General features: G+C 42.6%; 21 protein-coding genes. 12 read left to right on the top strand and 9 right to left on the bottom strand.

The genetic code is table 11. From position 1 onward, the window contains the following. Both VB654_RS03315 and VB654_RS03320 read right to left on the bottom strand, forming a co-directional pair. A partial coding sequence (locus VB654_RS03315; protein WP_323212014.1) for a PAS domain S-box protein occupies positions 1 to 2,531 on the bottom strand: 2,531 nt, incomplete at its 3' end. Between the two features lie 648 nt (positions 2,532 to 3,179). Next, the gene (locus tag VB654_RS03320; RefSeq protein WP_323212015.1) at positions 3,180 to 3,497 is read right to left on the bottom strand and encodes a hypothetical protein; all 318 of its coding nucleotides are present in this window, start codon (positions 3,495 to 3,497) and stop codon (positions 3,180 to 3,182) included. 834 nt (positions 3,498 to 4,331) lie between these two features. Here VB654_RS03320 and VB654_RS03325 point away from each other — a divergent pair. Then, positions 4,332 to 4,697, top strand: a complete 366-nt coding sequence (locus tag VB654_RS03325; RefSeq protein ID WP_323212016.1) for a Mo-dependent nitrogenase C-terminal domain-containing protein — start codon at positions 4,332 to 4,334, stop codon at positions 4,695 to 4,697. A 22-nt stretch (positions 4,698 to 4,719) separates the two neighbouring features. Continuing rightward, the gene (locus tag VB654_RS03330; protein WP_323212017.1) at positions 4,720 to 4,992 is read left to right on the top strand and encodes a cupin domain-containing protein; all 273 of its coding nucleotides are present in this window, start codon (positions 4,720 to 4,722) and stop codon (positions 4,990 to 4,992) included. Positions 4,993 to 5,201: 209 nt separating this feature from the next. Here VB654_RS03330 and VB654_RS03335 read toward each other — a convergent pair whose 3' ends face one another. Further along, positions 5,202 to 5,942, bottom strand: coding sequence for a histidine phosphatase family protein (locus VB654_RS03335; protein ID WP_323212018.1), 741 nt, complete (start codon positions 5,940 to 5,942; stop codon positions 5,202 to 5,204). Between the two features lie 670 nt (positions 5,943 to 6,612). Between VB654_RS03335 and VB654_RS03340 the strand changes: the two genes are divergently transcribed. Continuing rightward, positions 6,613 to 7,359 carry a creatininase family protein gene (locus VB654_RS03340; protein WP_323212020.1) on the top strand — a complete coding sequence of 249 codons (747 nt, stop codon included), beginning with the start codon at positions 6,613 to 6,615 and terminating at the stop codon, positions 7,357 to 7,359. Positions 7,360 to 7,488: 129 nt separating this feature from the next. Continuing rightward, on the top strand, positions 7,489 to 8,490 hold the full coding sequence (locus tag VB654_RS03345) for a phosphate ABC transporter substrate-binding protein (RefSeq protein ID WP_323212021.1): 1,002 nt from the start codon (positions 7,489 to 7,491) through the stop codon (positions 8,488 to 8,490). Between the two features lie 241 nt (positions 8,491 to 8,731). Here the strand turns inward: VB654_RS03345 and VB654_RS03350 are convergent, their stop codons facing one another. Then, positions 8,732 to 10,123 carry a malic enzyme-like NAD(P)-binding protein gene (locus VB654_RS03350; protein WP_323212022.1) on the bottom strand — a complete coding sequence of 464 codons (1,392 nt, stop codon included), beginning with the start codon at positions 10,121 to 10,123 and terminating at the stop codon, positions 8,732 to 8,734. A gap of 188 nt (positions 10,124 to 10,311) precedes the next feature. Continuing rightward, positions 10,312 to 10,686: a cytochrome c gene (locus tag VB654_RS03355; protein ID WP_323212023.1), complete on the bottom strand. Its 375-nt coding sequence runs from the start codon at positions 10,684 to 10,686 to the stop codon at positions 10,312 to 10,314. Between the two features lie 208 nt (positions 10,687 to 10,894). Between VB654_RS03355 and petG the strand changes: the two genes are divergently transcribed. After that, positions 10,895 to 11,008: a cytochrome b6-f complex subunit V gene (gene petG, locus VB654_RS03360; protein WP_006194775.1), complete on the top strand. Its 114-nt coding sequence runs from the start codon at positions 10,895 to 10,897 to the stop codon at positions 11,006 to 11,008. Positions 11,009 to 11,101: 93 nt separating this feature from the next. Here petG and VB654_RS03365 read toward each other — a convergent pair whose 3' ends face one another. Both VB654_RS03365 and VB654_RS03370 read right to left on the bottom strand, forming a co-directional pair. Beyond that, positions 11,102 to 12,202: a glycosyl transferase gene (locus tag VB654_RS03365; RefSeq protein ID WP_323212024.1), complete on the bottom strand. Its 1,101-nt coding sequence runs from the start codon at positions 12,200 to 12,202 to the stop codon at positions 11,102 to 11,104. A 171-nt stretch (positions 12,203 to 12,373) separates the two neighbouring features. Beyond that, positions 12,374 to 13,564 (bottom strand): aminotransferase class V-fold PLP-dependent enzyme, encoded by a 1,191-nt coding sequence (locus VB654_RS03370; protein ID WP_323212025.1) that lies wholly within the window; start codon positions 13,562 to 13,564, stop codon positions 12,374 to 12,376. Between the two features lie 231 nt (positions 13,565 to 13,795). On the opposite strand from VB654_RS03370, the gene VB654_RS03375 reads away from it, so the two are divergent. Further along, a complete protein-coding gene (locus VB654_RS03375; protein WP_323212027.1) occupies positions 13,796 to 15,304 on the top strand; it encodes a TM0106 family RecB-like putative nuclease in 1,509 nt (502 codons plus the stop codon). 416 nt (positions 15,305 to 15,720) lie between these two features. On the opposite strand, the gene VB654_RS03380 is transcribed toward VB654_RS03375, so the two are convergent. Together VB654_RS03380 and VB654_RS03385 are read right to left on the bottom strand one after the other, a co-directional pair. After that, positions 15,721 to 18,840, bottom strand: a complete 3,120-nt coding sequence (locus VB654_RS03380; protein ID WP_323212028.1) for an efflux RND transporter permease subunit — start codon at positions 18,838 to 18,840, stop codon at positions 15,721 to 15,723. Positions 18,841 to 18,956: 116 nt separating this feature from the next. Further along, on the bottom strand, positions 18,957 to 19,613 hold the full coding sequence (locus VB654_RS03385; protein ID WP_323212029.1) for a cobalt transporter: 657 nt from the start codon (positions 19,611 to 19,613) through the stop codon (positions 18,957 to 18,959). 439 nt (positions 19,614 to 20,052) lie between these two features. On the opposite strand from VB654_RS03385, the gene VB654_RS03390 reads away from it, so the two are divergent. From VB654_RS03390 to rppB, 6 genes are all read left to right on the top strand, one after another. After that, positions 20,053 to 21,087, top strand: coding sequence for an alpha/beta hydrolase (locus tag VB654_RS03390; protein WP_323212031.1), 1,035 nt, complete (start codon positions 20,053 to 20,055; stop codon positions 21,085 to 21,087). A 130-nt stretch (positions 21,088 to 21,217) separates the two neighbouring features. After that, entirely contained in the window at positions 21,218 to 21,460 is a 243-nt protein-coding gene (locus VB654_RS03395; protein WP_323212033.1) for a type II toxin-antitoxin system VapB family antitoxin, read from the top strand. Next, positions 21,438 to 21,665: a hypothetical protein gene (locus VB654_RS03400; protein ID WP_323212034.1), complete on the top strand. Its 228-nt coding sequence runs from the start codon at positions 21,438 to 21,440 to the stop codon at positions 21,663 to 21,665. The genes VB654_RS03395 and VB654_RS03400 overlap by 23 nt, the downstream gene beginning before the upstream one ends. Positions 21,666 to 21,766: 101 nt before the next feature. Next, positions 21,767 to 22,045, top strand: coding sequence for a PIN domain-containing protein (locus VB654_RS03405; protein WP_323212036.1), 279 nt, complete (start codon positions 21,767 to 21,769; stop codon positions 22,043 to 22,045). Between the two features lie 146 nt (positions 22,046 to 22,191). Continuing rightward, the gene (gene rppA, locus VB654_RS03410) at positions 22,192 to 22,890 is read left to right on the top strand and encodes a two-component system response regulator RppA (RefSeq protein ID WP_323212037.1); all 699 of its coding nucleotides are present in this window, start codon (positions 22,192 to 22,194) and stop codon (positions 22,888 to 22,890) included. After that, positions 22,823 to 24,271, top strand: coding sequence for a two-component system sensor histidine kinase RppB (rppB, locus tag VB654_RS03415; protein WP_323212038.1), 1,449 nt, complete (start codon positions 22,823 to 22,825; stop codon positions 24,269 to 24,271). The genes rppA and rppB overlap by 68 nt, the downstream gene beginning before the upstream one ends. Positions 24,272 to 24,620: the final 349 nt, after the last annotated feature.

Raw genomic sequence — 24,620 nt, forward strand, 5'->3', positions numbered from 1 at the left:
ACCCAAACCGTTGAGCCATCCTTGTGACGATATCTGACTTCGTTGTAAAAGGGAGTTTCCCCATGAGTTTGAAAATGTTGTTCACAACAGGCTAATGCCTTGGTTAAGTCCTCTGGAAAGATCAGTTTTTGCCAGGTATCTGGTAAATTGGGGAGTTCGTGATCATCGTAACCCAACATCCGTTTAAAGCCAGGGCTAAAGTATTGTTGATTGCTCTGAATATCCCAATCCCAATAGCCTGCGAGGATGATTTCTAAGATTTTCTCTAGAAGTGTCAGTTCATGACTGATTTGTTCTGCCTGATGCTGCATAGCTTCGGCACGCTGATGCTCAATTTCTAGTTGTTTGCGTTCACTAATATCTTGCACCGTATAAGAAAATTGCGATCGCCCACTGTCAGCAATACCAATAAATTGAACTACCATTGACAACCAGTAAGTCTGAGCCTCGGTTTGATATTCATATTCAAATTGAACTGGCTTTTGCATTTCCTGGCTTTTGCGGTAATGAAACATCCAACGTTGGATATGCTCTGGTGGAACTCCAATTTCACTAGCCCATTTGTGGTCGAGGGCTGCTGAAGAAACCCCAAAAAACTTGAGGTTGGCTGGGTTATGGTGCGTATGGAGAATGTCATTGTCTGACAATTCCACCACTCCCAAAAGCAGGGGCGAAGATTCATAGAAGATGCGGAGAATCGTTGTTTGCTCTTGGAGAGTTTTTTCCACTTGGCGTTGGACTGTCACATCCCGCAAGATGGCGCGGGTGGCAACGGGTATCCCTGCTTCCCATCGGACATTGAGACTACCTTCAAGGAGAATCCTCTGCCCTGTTTTACTTACAAAGATACTTTCCAGTCGCTCAATATGATTAATTGCTCCCGATTGCAATTTTTGGAAGATATCTTGACAATTCGGGAGACAGTCAGGGGAAATTAGATCAAATACAGTCAAGGTGGCAAGTTCATCGCGCTGGTAGCCTAGAGTGGTGATCCATCTGTGGTTAACATAGAGAAACTTCCCATCCTGCAACGAGACGCTCTGGATCAGGTCGCTGGCATTTTCCAAGAAATCTTCGAGTTGGGCGTTAGTCTGGCGCATCTGAAGTTCGGCTTGGTTCCGTTCGGCTTCCAGGTGTTTGCGTTGGCGAATATCCCTGGCAATTTTCGATGCGCCAATTACCAAACCGTTTTCATTCCGAATGGGGGAAATGGTTAATGCGACATCAACTGAGCTACCATCTTTGTGTAACCGTTGGGTTTCGTAGGTATCAACCAATTCTCCTCGTTGGATACGCTGATAAATCAATGCCACTTCAGGCTGTAACTCTGGCGGAATCAGCAACGTGATCTGCTGACCGATGGCCTCTGAGGCGGTATAGCCAAATAATTTTTCTGCCGCCTGATTCCAACTGGTGATCATGCCATCAAGGGTTTTGCTCATGATCGCATCCTGGGACGATTCCACGATCGCTGCCAGTCTAAACCGTTCGTCTTGGCTTTGGCGCAGGGCAATTTCTGCTTGTTTCCGTTCGGTAATATCGATACCGGAAAAAATTAGATGCGTGATTTTTTCAGTGGGATCACGGAGGGGATTAAGGGAAAAGTCGATGATGATGCGATCGCCTTTCCGCACCAGGATCGAAATATCAAACCGCACGGAGTTTCCTTGCTGGGCAATGGCGATCGCTTCACTAATTTGTGCTTGTGCATCCGGTGAGTAGCTCCACCAGTAGGCATTGACAAAGGGCTTGTTAATCACATCCTCACTGGTTATGCCAGCAACAACCAGGGGAGCTTGGTTAGTCTCGATCAACACGCCATCGTAGGTTAACACCCCCACAAAGGTAAACAGACTATCGAGAAGCTGCCGTGAAAAGGTTTCCCTTTGGTGCAGTGCTATGGCAACCTCGTTACACTCTTTCACATTGGTGAAAAGTTGCTGATCAGCCTGTTCTAGTTCCTGGGTGGAAGTGGCTACCTGTCTTGCCAAGTCTGCTTTTGCGGCTTGCAACTGTGCCAACAAGTCTGCTTGATAAATGGCGATGCCCAGATGAACGGCAATTTGCTGCAACCCCTCCATTTCTTTCTCTGTCCACGGGCGAGGAGCCTGACAGTTATGGGCAATCAGCAAGCCCCAAAGCTGGGATGCACAAAGCACTGGAAACACTCCCCCAAATTCGTCATCACCGGGGGTGAGATTGGCAGCAGCAACATCGGCGATCGCGCTGATCTGTTTCTCTTGATAGGGTTCTAGCCAGGAGGAATCATGCACCACCCGATGCAGTAATGACCACTGGGGGTCAGAAATGGCTTCCACTACCACTTGACCGCTTTTTCCATCTGGGTCAAATTGGTATAGTAGCACGCGATCGCATTTTAAAAGCTGATACACTTGATCAGCAGTGGTTTGTAAAATCGTTTCCAGGTCTAAAGATTGACGGATTTGGAAGGCAATCGTCGCTACTAGGTTTCCCCAATTCAAATCAACTGAAATCACACTGCTATTTTGATAATCAATATCGGGATTCAACTATTGTTTTGCTCCTGTCATCTTCAGAGGAAAAACCACAGCATTCAGTTCCTTTCTCCTGCTTTAGAGGTTTTCAGGTTCTTCCGTACCTGTTATGCTAGATCCCTATGCAAATAAGCTTTAAACCCTTGTTGGGCAATAATAACAGGCTTTAGTATTAATAAGTCTTGGCTGACGCTTAAATTGAGGATCTAACCGTCTGTAACCCTTGATTTTCAAGGGAAATTCTAAGATTCAATTAAAAGTTAAACATAACACATACCAAAATAAACGATTTGAATAGTACTTAATACTCATTAAATATTTATTTACAGTAACCGTCAAGGAGGAGAGGGCGTTCTTAATTCCTGAAAACCTTGAAATGGTGATAAATTCAAGATATTCTCAATTACAACAATAATTTTCATCACCCTGCCCCTACTTGGTTTCTACTTAGCCCTTGGGTATCGCTCAGGCGATCGCCATGAGATTTCGGTCTAATTAGGGCTTATTAAATAAATCAGAAAATTTGGGGATGACAGATGCCTGTTCCCTGCCTCCACGACAAAACTTTTCTGCCTAACGGCACGCTACGCGAACAGCAAACCCTAATACTGACAAGAAAATACCCTGCTGACAGCAGGGTGTCAAAATTATAATTTAGTTAAATCAACTAGTGGCTTGTACTGGTTGTTGCTGAGAAATATTTCCAGGTATAGGTTCAGTCTTGGTAGCTGGAGATGTCGCTCGGACTTCAATATGATTGAATAACGTAGTGACGAATGCAAACAATAAAAATGGCAGTGATAACAGAACTATCAGACCCACAGTTGCTAAAGCATACACAGGCCGTTTAGCACCCATCAATGCCAAAGCAGATGCCAAACTGAGAGTGATTGTTATTAACCAAACTATTATTTGACCGTAGATGTCACCAAAGGTCAATGTACAGACAAACTGGTATTTTTGAGTATTATTCTGGTTCATATTTTATATTTGCTTCAAGTATCTCCTATAGGTTCTACGTTAAAGCTATGTTTGACTTGCCGCCAATTTCTCAATATTTTGGCAAATTTTGTAATTTTACTTAACAGTTTTTGTATTGACAAAGCCGAAATTAATTCTTGTCACTGTTCGAGATCATGCTGAGTTGTGTTTTTTATGTGCTTAATAATATAGTAAATTCCAGGTATACGGAGTTTTATATGGCTTACGCCACGCAAGCTATCAAAATTCAAATAGGAGTCCTATACTTGTGCTTTGGTTTGAATTATGGTAGTGATTTCTGAAATTGACAAAATTTAGATTAGTTTGTACTTATCAAAGGATATGGTGCAGTTAATTAAATAATATCTAGTAGCAGTTTTGTAGCAAAAAGGACATTTTTTTTGATACCAAGGCACTAATATTAATTAAAGTTAGGTAATGAATATAAATTAATTCTAGCTGGAGTCAAGGTTACACCTGTTCTAGTTAGCAAAATTACAAATTAAACTACTGGTCAGTTTCTGAACTACGAATTGAAATCATATATAGGGGATCGCTACTTTCAAAACCAACAATTAATAAGTATAAGTTAATGGAACACCATTTTTATATTTTCTTTGTTATTTTGTATTTAACGGGACAGTTATTCGTTATCTAGTGAGCTTAAATATAAAGTAAGTGAACTATTTACCAGCAATTTCTATGCAAATTAATCACTTTGTGCTTTTGCTCGTTCCAGTCATCAGCACAAGATAAATGACAGACATAGATTGCATGGTAAAGCTCTAAATTGGCAAATAGTTTATCAATACAAGGAAGACCTTGCTTAGAACTATGCTTAAGACAAATAATCAACATATTATCCTACCTGCTTTTATCAAACCCGCAGAAGTAGAAGCCACGCATCAAGCGGGTAGAAAAAATAAATTTACTCTGCCTAAATTCGACTTACTGCAACCATTACGTAAAAAACTAGACAATCTTGAAATTCAAAATCGTGACTTTGCTCACTTTATTGCGAAATTGATTCCGGCGCAGTGTCCTTTCGAGCGTGATATTATCCTATTCGGTCGAAAAATAGCCCACATTCCGGCTTTGTGTCAGCTGAATCCACTTTATGATCAATTTGTCGGCTTGCGTTTTCGGGCATTGTGTTATTTAGTAGATAAATGTGGAGAAGACATCCAGAACTACTGCTAAATCCTAACTGAGAAAACATAGCATGGAAATTAAAATTGAGCATCAACCGAGTGCAGAACATCTTAAGGAGTTAGGTGTTTTCCAATGGGCAATTTGGCAGAAAGAAATATCCAAATTTCCCTGGACTTATGATACTCAAGAAACTTGTTATTTTTTGTTAGGTGATGTCGTTGTTACGCCTGATGGTGGACAACCAGTGCAGATGGGTAAAGGTGATTTAGTCACGTTTCCTGCTGGTATGTCTTGTACATGGGAAATCACAAGCGACGTGAAAAAACATTATTGTTTTGATTAAGTAAGTGGGCGTAAATAAAGTTAACTGGTGGGGGTCGTCCTTTGTCATTGGTCATTGGTCAGGATTTTTTCCCTGCTTACTTTTCGTAATATAGTTTGGTTTTTTCCTACCTACCTACTCAATCAAGTGTCAAGCATCATATAGTAAAACTGAATCGCTCGTTAAGAGCAGACTTTATCTGCTCTATTTGGAGTGGTTAAACACTAGTTTTACTCTAATTTTTCCCATTCTTCGGGAAGCATATTGGCAATCAGTTCAAAACCACCTTTGCCATCAGGCTTAACAACGTAAGCCATACCCTGTGGGTCTGGATAAATACCTGTTGCGGCTTCAAACAAATCATCATGACCAACAATGATAGTATTAGTTCCTGTTGTTGGTACAGTAGTTAACATAGGTGTTAGCTGGGCTTTCATCTGAGCCGTTTGTTCGGGGGTATAGTCTTCAGCCTTGGGAAAGTTGAGGTCAGCATTTTTTTCGTATTTCCCAAAAGCTAAATCTGCTGTCTGCCAAGCCCGACAATACTGGCTAGAAATCACTTTATCAAAAGGAATAGCAGACTTGCGAAATCCTTCCCCAATAGTTCTCGCTTGTTTCCATCCTATTTCACTCAGCATCCGTTGAGTTGAACAATCACCCATCACCGCTTCTAGTTGGTCAGCATAATCTTTTTCTGTTTGGGTATGGCGAAGATAAATTACATGACCCCCTTGTTTTAAAGCATTTAGAAGGGCTTGACCACTGAGTTTATCCTGAAAATCCGCATTGGCTTGTTCTCCCGCACTGATTTTTTCCTCACTTGCTACAGGTTGAGCAGTAGTTTCAGGTGTCTTTGTGCTATCACTTGTGGGTTCACTAGGAGTAGAATCACATCCAGTCAAACCTAAGACCGCAGTCAATAGATATCCACCCACAAACACATAATATTTACTTTGTAACTGTTTAAACATTTTAGGCTTAGTAAAAATTGAGAATATCAATAAATAATATCAGCAATTGTACCAGATAAGAAATATTCTCAATAAAATATGTAAAAATTTGAATAAGAGGATGTTTGTAAGGTCTTCATTGCTAACTTTAAAGAGCTTGTTTTCTGGTATTAGGTTAGAACCCAAATACTGAAAAATTTAAGTATAAAAATTGATAATAGAGAATGAACAGCCTCTGAATAAGTTGGAGAAAATAAAGCTAAAAATATTGTAACTTAGCTCGTAGTAAGGGCTTTAGTCCTGACTACAAACCTTTATTATTGGCGACGACCTACTTAGGGCTGGCCGAATAAAAGTAAAACCGTTATCCATCAAGGGTTTAAGGAACCTGAAAAATTAAAAAGGTGCAAGGAATCAGACTTGTGAAGATGAAAAATTATGCATTAATTGATTGCATATTCAGATATTTTCACCAAGATAAATCCTCAAAACCCCGTTCCCCGTTCCCTATCCTCACAAACAACTTTTATGCCTAACGGCACACTACGCGAACAGCAAGCCCTACTTAGCAATACTGCAATAGGGGGTAAAATTTTGGCATGAATGGAGGAATAAAAGTACAGATGAAGTAGTCCAGGAATTTTTTAAAATGCTAGAAATTGGATATTCCTAAACTAAATTTTTCTGCAAAATGCAACTACATTTAAGCACTTGGACAGAAGTTGAAGCTTATTTACAAAAATCACGGGGTATTATTCTCCCCATTGGTTCTACAGAACAACATGGCCCCACAGGTTTAATTGGAACTGATGCGATTTGTGCAGAAGCGATCGCACGTGGTGTAGGTGAAGCAACACAGGCACTCATTGGCCCTACAATCAATGTGGGCATGGCATTACATCATACTGCTTTTCCTGGCACAATAAGTCTGCGTCCCAGTACGATGATTCAGGTAGTACGAGATTACATCACTTGTTTAAGCAAAGCTGGTTTTGCCAAATTCTACTTTATCAATGGACACGGTGGTAATATTGCCACCCTCAAAGCTGCTTTTTCGGAAACTTACGCACATTTGGAAGATTTGCAGATTGTCAACGCCCAACAGATACAATGTCAAGTAGCTAACTGGTTTATGTGCAGTTCTGTATATAAACTAGCTAAAGAATTATATGGCGACCAAGAAGGCTCTCACGCGACACCCAGTGAAGTCGCCCTTACCCAGTATATTTATCCAGAGTCAATCAAACAAGCACCCCTTTCTCCAGACGTTGCCAGTGGACACAAAATTTATAGTGCAACCGACTTCCGCAAACGTTACCCAGATGGACGCATGGGTTCAAATCCGGTTTTAGCAACACCAGAACACGGTCAGCAATTTTATGATTTAGCAGTGAAAGAACTCAGCAATGGGTATTTAGAATTCTTGAACGCAGAATAGAAATACTGTAGTCCGATAATCAAATCCGGAATTTTTCAGAGGGCAATTGTATTAAAGTATGACAAAATACCCTTTGGGTGGTAGCTGAAAACCTCTATCAAGTTGCTTAATGAGGGTAAATACTACAATATGTCTACAAACAGCAAAAATCGAGAAATACTCATACTGGTGCTGGCTCTACTGCTCACTGGTGGAGTTTTAGGATTAGGTTTGTGGTACTTCAAATTATTGCCTGGACTAATACCAAGTTCTATAGAACCCAATCAGAATACCTCGCAATCTTTAAATAATGATCAACCTTCTGGGTCTGAACCTATTCCAGTTCAAGGTTTTGATGTAGGAAGTTTAGATGCAAGTTTACCAAACCCAACAGTTTTAAGCATTGATGGCAGTGTAACTATAGTTACTCTAGTTAAGCAGTTTCAGATTGCCTATAATTTTTTAAATCCTAATTTACCCACAACTTACGGGATACCTGATGGTAAACCTAATGGCACTAATGCGGGATTAAAAAACCTGATTGATGGCAAAGCATTAATGGCTGCTAGTTCACGTCCCCTGAATGGTAGCGAATTGTCAGCAGGAATTGTGGGAGTACCTATTGCCCGTGATGCTTTAGCTGTGGCTGTAGGGATTAATAACCCATACAAAGGGGGATTAACTGTAGAACAGTTGCGTTTAATTTTTCTCGGACAAATCACCAACTGGTCGGAAGTGGGTGGGCCGAATCTGCCGATAAAGGTGATTAACCGTTCTCGTGACAGTGGGACTCATTCTTTCTTTCAGGAGGCGATACTTTCTGGTAAACCTTTTGCACCGGATGGCGATAACTTTACTACGGTGGAGAAGGATGAAACTACGCCAATCTTACGGGCTTTAGGTAATGATGGTATTAGCTACAGTACTGTGACGCAGATTGAAAATCAACAAACTGTCCGTATTATTCCTATTAATGGCATATCTCCCACAGATAAAGCTTTAGTGAAAAATGGTACTTACCCGATTAGTCGCGTTGTTTATTTAGCAGTACCATCTAAAACTAGTCCAGCCGTTAAGCAATTTGTGGAGTTGGCTTTATCTCCTCCAGGACAACAGGCTGTTGAACGGGCGGGTTTTATTCCTTTGCAGTAGGAGTGGGTAGGGGCGGGTTTAGGGAGTGATTCTGTGATTTGTCGAAATTCCTCATCAACCCGCCCGTACAGGAGTGAAAAGTGGGAAAATTTACCTTTATAGCAACCGCCAAGGTGTTTAGGACATGGCAAAATTCTAAAACCTATTCACAGGAAGTATTTGAATTTTGAATTTTGAATTTTGAATTTTGAATTTTGAATTTTGCTATATCTGCCTCATTTTCCCACTCCTTGGGAATTAATTAACTTTTGGCGATGCCTTCTTGACGGGCGGCTTGTTGTACAGCAGCAGCTACAGCAGGCGCAACACGTTTGTCAAAGACTGAAGGGATGATGTGTTCCCGATGTAAGTCTGAAGGTTTAACTAAGGAGGCGATCGCACTGGCGGCTTCTAAGTACATGGTGGTGGTAATTGTCTGGGCGCGACAATCTAAAGCCCCACGAAATACTCCCGGAAAAGCTAAGACGTTATTAATTTGATTGGGGTAGTCACTGCGACCTGTGGCCATAACCGCAACAATTTTACTGACTAATTCTGGCTGAATTTCGGGAATGGGATTAGCCATAGCAAAAACAATTGGGTCTTTGGCCATTGCTTGCACCATTTCCACTGTCAATACTCCTGGTGCGCTTACGCCGATAAACACGTCTGCGCCTTGCATTGCACCCCCCAGCGTACCCTGAGCTTTAACAGCTACTTCCTGCTTCTCTGGGGTCAAATCAGTGCGACTGGTAGAGATAATTCCTTTGGAGTCACACATCCAGATTTTTTCGGCTCCAGCTTTGCGAAGTAAACGAGCGATCGCCACTCCAGCCGCCCCAGCACCATTAATCACAATGCGAATTTCTGCCATTGTCTTATTGACCAGCTTTAAGGCGTTAAACAAGGCTGCTAAGGTAACAATGGCTGTACCGTGTTGGTCATCATGAAAGACGGGAATATTTAGTTCGGCTCGTAATCTTTTTTCGATTTCAAAGCAACGAGGTGCAGCAATATCTTCTAAGTTGACACCACCAAAAACAGGAGCGAGATTTTTGACTGTCCGCACAATTTCATCTGTATCTTGGGTGTCAAGACAGATGGGAAAAGCATCCAGCCCGGCAAATTCTTTGAATAGCATGGCTTTACCTTCCATGACTGGTAAGGCCGCCGACGCACCCAGATTTCCCAAACCTAAAACGGCACTACCATCTGTAACAATGGCGACAGTATTTTGCTTGATGGTTAAATTGTAAACTTCCTCTGGGTCTTGGGCGATCGCTGTACAAATTCGACCAACTCCAGGAGTATACGCCATTGCTAAATCAGAAACACTCTTGATAGGAATGCGGCTGACAATGCCAATTTTGCCCCCACGATGCAAATTAAAGGTGCGGTCGTAAACACTGAGTAATTTAATATCTGGCAATGCTTTTACTGTTTGCACAATCGTCTCAGCGTGTTCAGTACTAGCCGCATCTACAGTAATATCACGGGTAGACTCATGACGGGTTTGTTCAATTAAATCGATGTGTCCGAGATTACCGCCACTGGTAGCGATCGCCTGAGTAATTGATGCTAACATCCCCACACGGTTGGGAATTTGCAAACGCAGGGTCAAACTAAAACTAGAATTAGGAGTCAGCTTTGTCATTGTAATTTTTGATTTTAAGTTTTAGATTTTATATCGAATTTTTCTCAAATCATGGAGTTCATCTGAGAAAAGTTATAAACTGTAAGCCATTATTTCAGCAAAAATCCCACAGCTTTACACCGTGGGGCATCGAAATAGTTGTCAAGTCAAGCATTATCGGCAGAATCTGACTTTGATAATTCAATAGATTATAAACTCTCCAAATAGCTCAATAGGTCTGCCATTTCTTGCACGCTAGGTTGAAATTTTGGCATTGGCGGTGTTTCGCCACTAATCACTTGATGAATCAGCTTATATCTAGACTTGCGCTTAGAGACACTTTGCAAACTGGGGCCAACTAGCCCATCTGCTTCCAGTCCATGACAACCAGCGCAGTTAATTTGAAAGATTGCGTGTCCTTGAACTAAGTCTCCTTTGAGGGAAAGGACATTCTTCACATAAGGATCAGCAGCTCTAACCATTTGAACACCAAAAATGCCTAAAGGGGCTGCTAGCAGTATCACCAGAGCCAATAAGGTGATCCATTGTATCTGAGTTTCTGGTTTGGTAATCTGGTTATCCAAAAGGTTTGCCGTAAAAGTGGAGTTTACTAAAAGTTTTTCATTTCCTACACATAGCTTAAAAGTTCTTGATGGTGTCTGCAAGCACAAATGATAATTTTTTCATAATCATTAGTCCTCCAAAAACATTGTATGACTAGGGATTCATCCCTTATTTGGTAGAATTAAAAGCAGCAACGAATATTAAACATTTGCAAACAGGAGATTAAAAGTGGTTGAACCCCTGCTATCCGGTATTGTCCTTGGTCTGATTGTTGTCACCCTTGCTGGGCTATTTTTCGCCGCCTATCAGCAATACAAGCGCCCCAACGAGTTGGGGGGTTAAAAGTTCTCAGTTATAAGTTGAGGGAGATGAGGAGTTTCTGAAGTCGGACTATTAACTCATCTTCCTCATTCCCAGATTATCTGTGGATCATGGTCAGCAATCTGAATCTATTAGTCTAGGTAGTTCATAATAGTCGATTACAGCATGAGCGATCGCTTCATTCCCATCTTTAGCCAAAGGTTGAGATTGCTTTGGAGGCTGTGGCGTTTCATGTAGGAAATTCCAATTCCCTTGAAAAAATTCCCTTGGTGTGAGAATTTGATGTTGATTGTAATTAACAACACCTGCTAACAGAAATTTAGCCTCAGCAAAGTCATCTCGCGGAATTGTCACCAGAGGTATATCCAGTTTTATCGTTTCCGAAAAGGTGCTGTAACCAGGTTTAGAAACCACACGCCCACAAATCGGCATAAAATCCACAGGGCGGTATTTTTTATCACTAATTTTTCTGACATTAGGTAAATCTGGGGCAGATTTATCAAAGATAATAAATTGCCAATCGGGAAAATGGCGTAAATTTTCGTAGGGAATTTGTTGTAAACCCAAACCACCAAAGGTGAGTAAAATCGTTTTTTCTCTAGGCGCAGTTATCCCCCAATTAACTCGCAATTCATCAGCAGAGTAGCGGGGAGAACCACCAGTTAAGCCAACATCTGTAATATTACTGAAAGCTGACATAGATTCGTGAAAAGGTAAACGAAACAAGCGATCGCATTTGGCATAACATTCACTAATCCAATCAGCAACAGGAATAAATTCACCTCCCCAGTCTCGGTAGATTAAATCCCACCCAAAATTACTCATCATCCAACAAGGAATATTTGCAGCTTTACCAAATAAAGGCGCTAAAAATGGAATATCTGCCAAGATTAAATTCACCCGATTTTGGCGGATAAAATTGACTTCTGAGGCATTTAGAGAATTTTGGTTTTTTTGAATATCCCGTAACTTGGCTAAAGTCGCCTGTTTATCCATTGTCAAACTATCTGCCTGTATGACACCCAAATCAAAAGCACGGGGACGATGGATAAAATCACCTTCTATATAGCACTCTAGCAACCACCGGGGGGCAGTTGTCACCATAATCAGCAACATTTCTGGACATAGTTTTTGAATGGTTGAAGCCACTGCTGCTGTGCGAGTCGCATGACCAAAACCGTGGTTTGTGATTGCTACGTATAAAATTGGGCGCATATTTTGTAATTTGTAATTCGTAATTTGTAATTCGTAATTCGTAATTCGTAATTTGTAATTAAAGCTGGGGATTATTACTATAGCTTTTTGCAAATATATTTCTTTTTCATCTCCTTCAAGTCCCCCTCCTCGCTTGCGGGGAGGGGTTAGGGGTGGGGTTTTCTCTGGATATTACGTCTGTTGAAACTTTTGTACACCCTCAATTAATTGGTCGATTTCTGATTCTAAAGTTAAGTAATGGACGGTGGCGCGGATACAGTCAGGATCGACAATTGTGCGCGTTAATATCTTTTGTGTTTCTAAGAATTGCACTAACTGGAAATGGACTCGCGCTTGTGGCTGATTTAGTTGGAAAGAAACTATCCCGCTTTCTGGTGGAGAAGTTCGCAGACATTTTACATTGCTTAACGTCCCCAATTTGCGCCAAAGATACTCACTGTTACGGCAGATTTGCTGATAACGTTCTTGTGGGGTTCCCCATTGCTGATGAATGGCGATCGCCTGTGTTAAACCAACATACAATGGAGTTGCTGAGGTTGATACTTCATATCTTCTGCCATCGGGTTGCCAATTCACCGGTTGACCTTGACTATCTACAACAATGCCACGCAAGCCGATAAATGTTGGTTGTAATTTTTCTCTGGCTTCAGGACGGACATATAAACCACCCACACCCGCAGGACCACATAACCATTTGTGACCTGTGAAGGCATAAAAATCTGCCCCCAATTCGGTTAAATTTAAAGGTAATAATCCCACAGACTGGGCTGCATCAACTAAAATTAATGAGTTATTATCTCTGCATATTTCTACTATTTTGTCAAGAGGCAAAACTTGTCCTGTGTTCCAAAAGACGTGACTTAAAATGACTAAGCGAGTATTGGGGCGTAAGTGTTGAGCAATGACTGCAACAGGATCTCCTGCATTTAAAGTTTCCTTGAGGGGACAGGTGGTAACTTCTACGGCAAATCTGCGGGCGATTTCCTGGGATGTAGCAATTACTCCTGGATGTTCGCAGTCTGAAAGTAGCAGATGGTCGCCAGCTTGCCAGTCAATACCCCATATAGCAATATTGCAGCCAACTGTCACATCTTCCGTTAGAGTAATGGTTTCTGGTGGTGCTTGCAACTGGGAGGCGATCGCATCTCTCAAATCTTGCTTGGCTTGAGAAACTTTGGCGTAGGCTTCATTCCCAAAAGGTCCAGTTTGTTGGATGTCTGCTTGAGTTTGAGTAATGGCATTCATTGCCTCTTGAGGCATCGGCCCTTGTCCACCATAATTAAAATAAGTCTTATTTCCTAAAGCGGGAAATTGTGACCGATGTTGATGTAATTGAGTTTGTGCAGTGGCAATATTAGTCATAAAACTTCAAAATACCTATCTTTTCACTCTTCTAGTTTCTCACTCTCCCACGGAATCAGAAATAATTTAGATGTAACGTTCGCGTACCGCACACACAGAGGACACAGAGTTATGAAGGTTTGGGAGGTTTTTTGTGTTAGTCCAATAAATTGGAGAGTGTACTTTGAATCACAGAAAATTTAGCTATCTGGAACATCACCAGATTTCGCTAATTCTTGTTAACTTAAGGGAATGTTAATCAATGCTGAACACCTACTGCAATATCAACGCTGTAAACGCCGACCTGTTTTAGATACTTACGGCGATACACCTCAGCGTGACGCTCCCAATGAGTTGTTACTCAAACTACAACAAGATAAAATTGCTCATCGTCAGAGTATTTTGGCAGAGTTGAGTTATTATCACAAACCCGATTACCCGCGAGGTGACTGGGACGCAGGACAAGCAGCGACCTTAGAATTAATGCAGCGTGGAGTTGAGTACATTTATCGGGGAGTGCTGTTAGCTAATTATCATGATTTGGTAGATTGGGAAAATCAAGATGTTTCCCCATCACTGGAATATACTGCGCTGAGTCGCCCTGATTTACTGGTGAAACAGCCAGGACAGTCTCGTTTTGGCGATTGGATATATATACCGGCAAATATCGAATTGGGTAAGCGTCCTAAGCAAGAATATCAGGTTGTAGCGGCGTTTCATGCTCAAGTATTGGCCAGGGTACAAGAAATTACGCCGGAAATAGCTTGGCTGGTGTTGCGTACCAAAGATAGGGATTATGCTGTGGATTTATCCAAATGGATACCAAAAATGCAGAGCATTTTGTGGGAGTTTATCCAAGCATTAGAGTTACCAGAACCACCAGAAGTTTTTATTTCCCGCCAAAAGTGTAATCTTTGCCATTGGTACAATCAATGTTATGCGATCGCGCAATCACAGCAACATCTTTCTTTATTACCAGGAGTTACACCCGTTCGCTTCGACCAACTCCAGGCTTTATCTATCAATACTGTGGAATCTCTTGCTCATACTAGCCCTCTCATTCTCGAAAACCTTCCTGGTTTCACTAACGTAGTCGCACCTAAACTAATTGTACAAGCGCAATCTGTACTGCAAAAACGACCGTTTATTTTACCTAATTCCTTACCAAAAGAGGATATTACATTTACTGCTCCTGTAGAGCTTTATTTTGATATTGAAGCACAACCAGATTTGGATTTAGATTATCTGTTGGGAATTTTGGTTGTGGATAAGCAAGCCAAAACAGAAAAGTTTTATTCTTTTCTAGCAGAGAAGCCAGAAGAAGAAGCATTAATTTGGCAGCAATTTCTTGATTTAGTTTGGCAATATCCTGATGCACCAATTTATCATTTTTGTGTGTATGAAGTTGATACAGTTAAACGGTTGGCGAAACTTTATCGTACTCCCAATTCTTCAGTACGTCCTGTATTAAATCGGTTTGTGGATATATATGAACAATTAACTCAAAGCGTCGCCTTACCTATAGAAAGTTATGCCCTGAAAGCCATTGCTCGCTGGTTGGGCTTTGAGTGGCGAGAAAAAGAAGCTAGTGGAGCCAAGTGTATTTACTGGTATGACCAGTGGCTAGAAACAGGCGATCGCACTTTGCTAGAAGTTATTCAAAGTTATAATGAAGATGATTGTCGGGCTACCCGTAACGTTAAGGATTGGCTGGTGCAATTTGTGCAAAATGAATCTATAGGAATCCGGTTTGATTTATGAATCTTTCGTAGAGCCAGGGAACAGGGAACACCGAAAGAAGGCTTTCAGTATGTACTGGGTTTTGTTCAATAATCAAATAGGAGTCCTATAGTTGGCGGCTTTATTAATTTTTAAATTTATCACCTTAAAAACACAGTCTTATTACATATTTGGTTTTTTCACGCCTACTTACTCTCAAATCAATGAAATTCTTGTGTTCGCGTAGTGTTCCCACAGGGTAGCAAAAATCCCCCAGCTAGAAGCCGTGGGGATTGTAAAGATGTTGTTATATAGCAATCCTAAATGAGTTATGAACGGAATTTTTTTAACGAACCACAGAGACACAGAGACCACAGAGGAAGAGAAAGAAGAGAAATGTTTAGGTCTTATTTAGGATCGCTATAGTCTCAATCACAACATCATCGTTATTAGTTTGACTAGGATTGGTTAACCAAAACGGTTTTCTGTTGAGGCATCAACTGTTTGCCAAATTTGGCGTAGAGAGCCGGAATAACCAATAAAGTCAAAGCTGTAGATGTAAATAAACCGCCCAAAACTACAATTGCCAAGGGTTGCAGAATTTCATTTCCAGCCCCATTAGCGATCGCCAAAGGCAGCATCCCTAGTGCAGAAGTAAGTGCGGTCATCAGAATAGCATTAACTCGTTCTAGTGAACCTTTAACAATCACATCTTTGAGGGGCATTCCCTGAGCAAACTTATTGTTATAGTTGTCTACCAACAACAAGCCATTGCGGACGGCAACACCAAATAGGGTAATGAAACCGATTAGAGAAGCAATTGACATCACACCCCCACTCAAAGCAATGGAAACAATACCACCCACCAAAGCCAAAGGCAGATTGAGCATGATAGCGATTGTCGCGGAGAGGGATTTAACAGAGAAGAACATTAACACGGCAATGGCGATCGCTGCCAAGATACTAAACACCAGTAGATTATTAGTAGCACGCTGCTCCGATTCAAACTGTCCGCCGTATTGGATGAAGTAGCCATTAGGGAGTTTGATTTTCTGTTGAATTTGGGATTGAATATCGCCAACGACACTGCCCAAATCGCGCTCGGTAACGTTTGCCGAAACAACTATCAGCCGTGATACATCTTCCCGATTTACAACATTCGCTCCCATCCCGTACTCTACTTTCGCAACCGCACCCAGTTGGATAGTTTGCCCAGTTGGGGTAGTGATGGGAATAGCGCGAATGGCATCTAGGCTATTGCGGGCTTTCTCCGTCAAAGAGATAGAAATATCAATGAGCTGCTGATTTTCTGCTACTTGCGATACTACACGACCATTTAAAGCAGTTTCCACCACATTAGATAACTCCTCCATAGTCAAGCTATATGTAGCGGCGGCTGGGCGATCATAATAGATTTGTACCTGACGAATGGGTAGTTGGGGTTCAAGCTGCAAGTCTACAACGCCAGCAATGGGCTGAATCACATCTCGCACTTGTTCGCCAATCTTTCGCAGTTCAATTAAATCAGGGCCAAAGATTTTCACAGCGATCGCACTTCTGACCCCCGACAGCACTTCATCCATGCGGTGAGAAATAAATCCACCAATGTTAGATGCTACACCAGGCAGTTGATTGAACTCTTGCCGCAATTGTTTAATACTAGCTTCCCGGTCTTGGAGGGCGCGATCGCTCAATTCTACATCCACATGAGCCATACTCACTCCCGCCCCATCTGCATCCCCTGGCGTGCGTCCTGCCCGTACTTGCACCCACTCATACAAAGGATTATCTTTAAGCGCAGTAGACAGTACCATCCCTGCCCGATTGGTCATATCTAGGGAAACACCCGGAAATAAAACCATTGAATTGACCAATGATTTCTCCTGAAATTCGGGGAGAAACACCCGTCCCAGGGAGGGAACAATCGCAAAAGCAGCAACCAAAGCTGCAAGTGCCACACCCAAAATAATTTGAGGCGATCGCAGTGACAGATTTAACAATGTACGATATAACCGTTCTGCCCAACGGGAAATGAATGTACCTTCTTGCGGTAGGGTTTGGTTTGCCAGCAGAATTGCACACAAGGCAGGTGAAAGGGTCATAGCCACCAAAGTAGACGCACAGATGGAAAGCAAATATGCAAAACCCATCGGTGCAAAAATGTTGCCTTCAACGCCTGTCAAACTAAAAATTGGTGCAAACACGACTACGATAATCACCGTGGAAAAAATCACGGCTAACCGCACCTGCACAGAGGTTTCATACACCACCTCAAAAGGATGCTTCGGGTTGCCCTGTGCCTGATTAGTTCGTAGTCCGCGATAGCAGTTCTCCATGTCCACGATTGAGTCATCCACAACTGAGCCAATGGCTACGACTAAACCGCCCAAGGTCATAGTGTTAATGCCCAAGCCAAAAGCTTTCATGAACATTAAGCCAATCAACAAAGACAGAGGAATTGCACTCAGAGTAATTACGGCGGTGCGCCAATTCATCAGAAATAACAGCATAATCACCGACACGATGATGATGCCTTGAATTAGGGAACTGCTGACATTGGCAATGGCAGTATCAATAAAGTTAGATTGTCGGAATGTTCGCGCCACCTGCACATCAGGGGGAAATGTGTCCTGCAAAGATTGCAACACCGCTTCTACTGCTTTTGTCACCGTGGGAGTATCAACATCAGGCTGTTTGTTAATCATCATCACCACAGCCGGTTGCCCATTAAAACTAGCATCTCCCCGCTTCAGTGCCGCACCCGTTTTGACTTCCGCCACATCTTTGAGCAAAATCGGTTTACCATCTTGCACCTTGACCACAGATTGCTGTAAGTCTGCAATTGATTTCACCTGTCCAATACCGCGTACCAACAGTTCTTGACCACCACCAATCAGGAATCCACCAGGAGCATTAGAATTTGCGCTTTTAGCAGCATTGGTAACTTCGGTCAGCGAAACATTGAGCGATCGCAATTTTGCTGGATCAACTAGCACCTGTTCCTGTCGTTCATCCCCACCGTAAACAGTAACTTGGGTGACTCCCGGCACAGACAACATTTGGTTGCTCAGGGTGCTATCCACCAGACGGCGCAAATCCATCAGCGAGGTTTTTCCCTGCCCCTTCACAGTAAAGGCATACTGTAAAATCGTACCCAACGGCGATGCTAACGGTGAAATTTGCGGCGGATGCACCCCTTCAGGTAACTGATTTGTCACCTGCTGGAGTCGTTCTGTTACCGATTGCCGAGCTTTATAAATGTCCGCTTCCTGGTCAAACACCACCTGCACCATCGACAGTCCAACTTTAGAGGAAGATCGTACCGTAGTCACCCCCGGCAAACCATTCACCACGCTTTCAATCGGCACAGTAATTTGTGATTCCACTTCCTCTGGAGCGAGTCCAGTCGCTTCGGTGTGAATATCCACTTGGGGGGGTGCAAATTCAGGAAAAACGTCCAGTGGCATCTGGGTGACAGTGAACACTCCCCACACCGTTACTAGAATCGCACAGATAACTATAAACCAACGCTGGACAATTGAGGTTTTGAGAATCTGATTCACAATGGAGTTTAACATTTCAATTAAAAATCTCCTTTCTTATAGGACTTACGCAATAACTCTCCGAAACTCTTATTTCTCTGTGTCCTCTGCGCCTCTGCGGTTCGTTAGATAATTTATTTCTTGGAAGTCCCTTATTCAGATAAATCGCTTTTCTTTTTACCCATACCTACGACAACAGCGATCACTCCCACTAACACCACCACTCCACCACCGACTCCTGCTACAATACCCATCCGAAATCCGCCCGATTGCTGAGTTGTTTCACCAGCCTGTGAGATGAGATTACCGCTTGCATCATGGCTATGAGGTATTCCTTTAGCATCTGCCTGAGCATGGGCTGTATCAGTTTTAGGAGTGGCGATCGCAGCTGTATCGGCGGGTTGAGTTTTACGCGATTCAGCATAGAGAGACAAACTACCTTGGGTAACGAGCTTTTCCCCAACTGACAATCCTTTGGTGACAGCGATTAGTTCGCCTTTAGTCGCGCCGGTGGTGACTTCTACTGGCTCATAAAAATTCTTATACTGCACAAAGACTAGCTGCTTGCCATCAGCATCAACCAATGCCGTCACCGGAATCATCACCGCAGATCCAGATTTGGCAGAGGAGGCGATTGGCGTGACAACAATACCTAACAGTTGATCGGTTTGGGGATTGACTTTCACGCGATCAATGCCGCCCGTTGCTTGAAATTCATCACCATGCCCGACATGAGCAAATACAACTGTGGGCGCACTGATAATTAAACTGGCTGCCAGAATGGAACTCACTAGCATAAAAGGTTTCATAATCACTCCTCACAATGAATACTTAATTAAACAAAAGTTCTTCATAGTTTGCCAAAGGGCAGATGAAATCCAGGTGAAATGGCAGATGTTTTTGTAATATCAGAGCTTCGTGGGGGTGTTAAATAATAAGCAGGTGCTAAAGATTTGAGGAGGCAGGATGGCATTCTACGATGTGATTGGTAAAACCTATGCTCAAACAAGAAGAAGTGATCCACGCATCACTAAGAAATTGCTAAGGATGTTATACGGCAAAATTCTTGGTAACACCAAGGGATATACGGAAAAATTCCATATAATCCTCCCGTGAAAGGTGGTTATACGGAAAAGTTCGGTGTAATACCCAGATAGGGATGTAAAAAAGAAGTTTTTCGTATATTCAGACAGGAGTTCGTTGTAATGCTTGATATATAATGGTTTTTGTTGAAAAACCTAGAATCTAATGAAATTTTGGTTTAAATGGATTGCCATAGGTTTTCTATTTCCAGTGATCATCCTGTTTTTAGGACTTTTTCTTTATGAGTATTGGTCAAGAATCTACTTGGCAAAAAAGTACCCGCCACCAGGTCAATTAGTCGATGTTGGAGATTCTGATTCTAAGAGGCTTCGGCAACGCAAACTGCACCTGCATTGTGAGGGTGAGGGAGATGTGACAGTTGTATTAGAAGATGGGCTAGGGCCGATTGGCTCACTAGGTTGGGGAAAAGTGCATCCGCCTGTAGCCCAGTTTACAAAGGTTTGTGCCTACGATCGAGCAGGAATTATGTGGAGTGACCCCAGCCCACATCCTCCTACAGCAGACAAAATTGCCCAAGACTTACATACAGCTTTGAATCAGGCTGGTATTAACCCACCCTATGTGTTGGTGGGGCTTTCTATGGGCGGTATCTATAGTCGGGTCTTTGCTCAACGGTATCCTGATGAAGTGGTAGGGATGATCTTGGTGGATTCAGCCCATCCAGAACAGGAGGAGCGCTTTCCTCCTGCACCAGTAAACCTTAAACCTTCCCCAATCAACTTATGGTTGACCCGGCAATTGGCGACAATGGGAATCCTGCGCTTAAGTCATCATTTACCGAATCCCAACGCTAAACGCATTCCTCCAGAAATGCTACCAAAGCTTAAAGCCTTTTTTCCGCAATCTGTCCGTGCAGTGCAAGCTGAAGCGAAATTGTTTCATGAAAATCTGCATCGAGTAAAAGGAAGGAAATCATTGGGCGATCGCCCAATGATTGTGTTGACAGCAGCGAAGCCCGTTCCCTTGGATAAGGTTCCCCGTGGCTTTACGAAAGAGTATCTTCAAAAGGAAAGAGGCGTTTGGCAAGAACTCCAAGCTGAACTTTCAGCCCTATCTGCGAGGAGCCGACATATTATTTCAGAGGAGAGCAGTCATCTCATGTATTTTGATCAGCCAGAATTGATCATAGATGCTATTCATGATGTCGTAAACGAAGTTTTACGGGATCATGAGTTGTAACTAAACAAGAAGTGGCGATTCGCCTTTAATTAATTTATCGAGGTTGGCTAAACCATAAATGTCTAGACTTGTCTAGGATTTATATAGCAGCCAACTAACAAAGATATGCCCAGAGGTGGGTTGGTCATCTATGCAAATTACCCTTAACCTTGATGAATCGCTTCTCAACGAAGCTTTTCAACTGACTAACCTCACCACCCAAGAAGAATTGATGAATCTTGCTCTACAAAAATTCGTGAGATCGCGCCGTAAGAAAAACCTTCTCGACCTTGCGGGACAGATTCAATTTGCCCCAGATTTTGATTATAAAGCCCTACGTGAAACTCGTCATGTTGCTGAAGGAGGAGAGAATGAGTGCTTCCATTATCAATGAAGTGATCAAACGGCTAGAAATAATGCCGCAGCACTTGCAACAAAGAGTGCTTGAATTTACTCAAGCGTTAGTAAAAGCTGAAGTTCGAGGAACTCCAGGGCAGCAATTACTACGTTTTGCAGGTTCAATCCCTCCGGACGATCTCCAGGTAATGCGTGAGGCGATCAAGCAGGATTGTGAACGGGTAGATGTCGATGAGTGGTAGGTATTTGCTCGATACCAACATCATCATTTGCTCTTTTTGCAGATGAAGCGATCGTCAAAAGCAATCTTGCTCAAGCCAACGAAGTTTTCATTCCAAGTTTTGTGATTGGTGAGTTGTGTTATGGAGCTAGAAAGTCAGGACGAGTTGAAGCAAATTTGGCAAGAGTTGATGAGCTAGTTGTTAGCAGCACGATATTGGGATGTGACGCTGAAACCGCACGGCAATACGGTGAAGTCAAAAACAAGTTAAGGCTCAAGGGTCGTCCGTTACCTGAGAACGATGTCTGGATCGCATCTCTTGCACTGCAACACGCTCTGATTCTAGTAACACGCGATGCTCATTTTCAAGAAGTGGAGAGTCTACAAGCAGTAGCGTGGTGAGTAAAGCTGCCGCATAACAACTCGGTCGGAGCGGACTGCCGGAAGTCCTCAGTGTGGATGCAAAGGTTGCTTGCCGCCGCACAACTTTACTTTCACTGGTAAATGTTTTTGTAAAATATGAGCTTCATGGTTGATTTCCTGGAACAATGCGAATTTTACTGGTGGAAGATGAAGCAGATTTGGGACTGGCAATTAAGCAAGTCCTAATTAGCGAAAGATATGTGGTGGATTGGGTAACAGATGGCACTGAAGCATGGCTGTGTCTGGAAAGCCAGTGGACAGACTACACAGTTGCTATTGTTGATTGGCTACTGCCCGAAATGTCGGGATTACAGTTATGTCAGAAGCTCAGACTACGCCAAAATCCCTTACCAGTGCTGATGCTTACTGCTTTGGGTCAGCCGGAAAATCGGGTGGCAGGGCTGGATGCGGGGGCTGATGATTATTTAGTCAAACCGTTTGTGATGGAAGAATTGCTGGCACGGTTGCGGGCGCTTCAAAGGCGATCGCCTCAAATACAACCATCCACCCTGAATGTTGCAGGTTTTGCTCTAGATACAGCCAATAATGTTCTACGAGTAAATTCCGATGGATCTACGCCCCTAGTCATTCCCTTAACCACCAAAGAATTTCAGCTGCTCATGTATTTGATGCAGAATCCCAATCGCATCATTCCCGGTAGCAAATTGCGTCATCAACTTTGGGACATGGATGAAGAACCGATTAGTAATGTAGTTGCAGCGCAAATGCGCTTATTACGTCGCAAGTTAGCAAATCATGGCTGTACCTGTCCGATTGAAACTGTTCCAGGTGCTGGCTATCGCTTTAATTCTCAACATGAATAGCTACTCTCTTTTTCGGCGCAGTCGTCTACGATTAGCCCTCTGGTATGCCGGAGTTATGGGCGTGATTTTGAGTGTTTCTGGCTTGGGGATGTATCGCGCAATGGTACAGACAAACTGGGCAGCAATGGAGCGTGAAATTGAATCAATTGCGGGAACTTTACACGATAGCGTCGAACCACTGTTACCGCCTTCTGAAGAACCGACTGCTGTGCTGCAACAAATTTTTCCTGATCTTTGTTTGAGTGGACAACCTTGCAAGGCTACCCCAACGCTGATTCAACGGCACACCATCGGCATCAGCGATCGCACCACATATTATATTCGGCTGTTCAATCATCAAGGGAAACTCCTGGCTTTTTCACCCAATCAACCGCTATCTCTGCCGCCAACTCTCAACCGCAGTTCATGGCAAACTTTTCGCACGGCTAAGGGCATTCGCTATCACCAATTCACCACGATTTTGCATAGTGCCAATACCCATTCTTTAGCTAATGAAGCCAATGCAGATTCATCCTGGGGATATTTGCAAATTGGCCGCACTTTAGAACATTTTGATGCAGAAATCAGGCGGATTCGATGGATTATGGCAATTGGGTTGCCTATTGCTCTGAGCTTAGTTGCTACTTCCAGTTGGTGGCTTTCAGGATTAGCAATGCAGCCAATTTATCAGTCCTATCAGCAACAGCAACAGTTTACTGCAAATGCTGCCCACGAATTGCGATCGCCCTTGGCTAGTCTATTGGCGACTGTGGAAGCTATTCTCCGTATACCCCAATCCAATCAACAAGATATACAAATAATGCTTCATACTGTTGAGCGACAAGGACGAAGGTTGAGCCATTTAATCGCTGACTTACTCTTGTTAACCAGTCTGGAGCAAAATTCAGGTGCAAAACCTTTTCAGCCCTGTTGCTTAAATGATTTGGTGAGCGATTTGACCGAAGAATTTTTAGAACTGGCTACTGCTGCTGATATTAACTTAACCTGCCAAATTCCCCCTTGCGAGATTTACACTCTAGGTAACGAATCGCAACTTTACCGTTTAGTGTCAAATTTGATTGCCAATGCTATCCAGCATACACTCAAAGGGGGATATGTAACTGTTAGCTTAGTCAAGAGTGATTACACTGCTATTATTGCAGTAAAAGATACGGGGATTGGGATTGGGCTTGCTGATCAGAAGCGAATTTTTGATCGCTTTTACCGTGTTGATGGCGACCGCTCTCGTAAAACTGGAGGCACAGGATTGGGGTTAGCTATAGCTGTGGCGATCGCCCAAAAACATCAAGGGAGTCTGAGAGTTGAAAGTCAGGTGGGAAAAGGTAGTATTTTTACGCTAGAGATGAAAGTTTCATCGTCTAATACCATAGTAAATTGTTAAGACATAAAACACGCAGATTAATTATAAGAGAACTCCACAAAAAAGTTGATCCAAATTTCTGCAACTAAAATGACCTTTCCTCCCCCTGCTCCCCGCTCCCTGCCCCCCTGCTCTCAAAACGACGGGATATTTTTTTATTTGGAAGTCTCTAAGCTCCATGCTGGGCAGCAATTCTTAATATTTCGTGACGATAAGCTGTGAGTATTTCATCAATTTCCATAACCCCACTCCTGAAGTAAAAAAGGGCTTTACAGATAACTTTTCTACCTATGGTAGATTGTAAAATTTTTTTCTTGAAATAAAAATTAATATGATTTATATAAACTTCACCAACTAGCTAAATCAGGAG

The organism is Nodularia sp. UHCC 0506, assembly GCF_034931045.1.
GTDB lineage: Bacteria > Cyanobacteriota > Cyanobacteriia > Cyanobacteriales > Nostocaceae > Nodularia.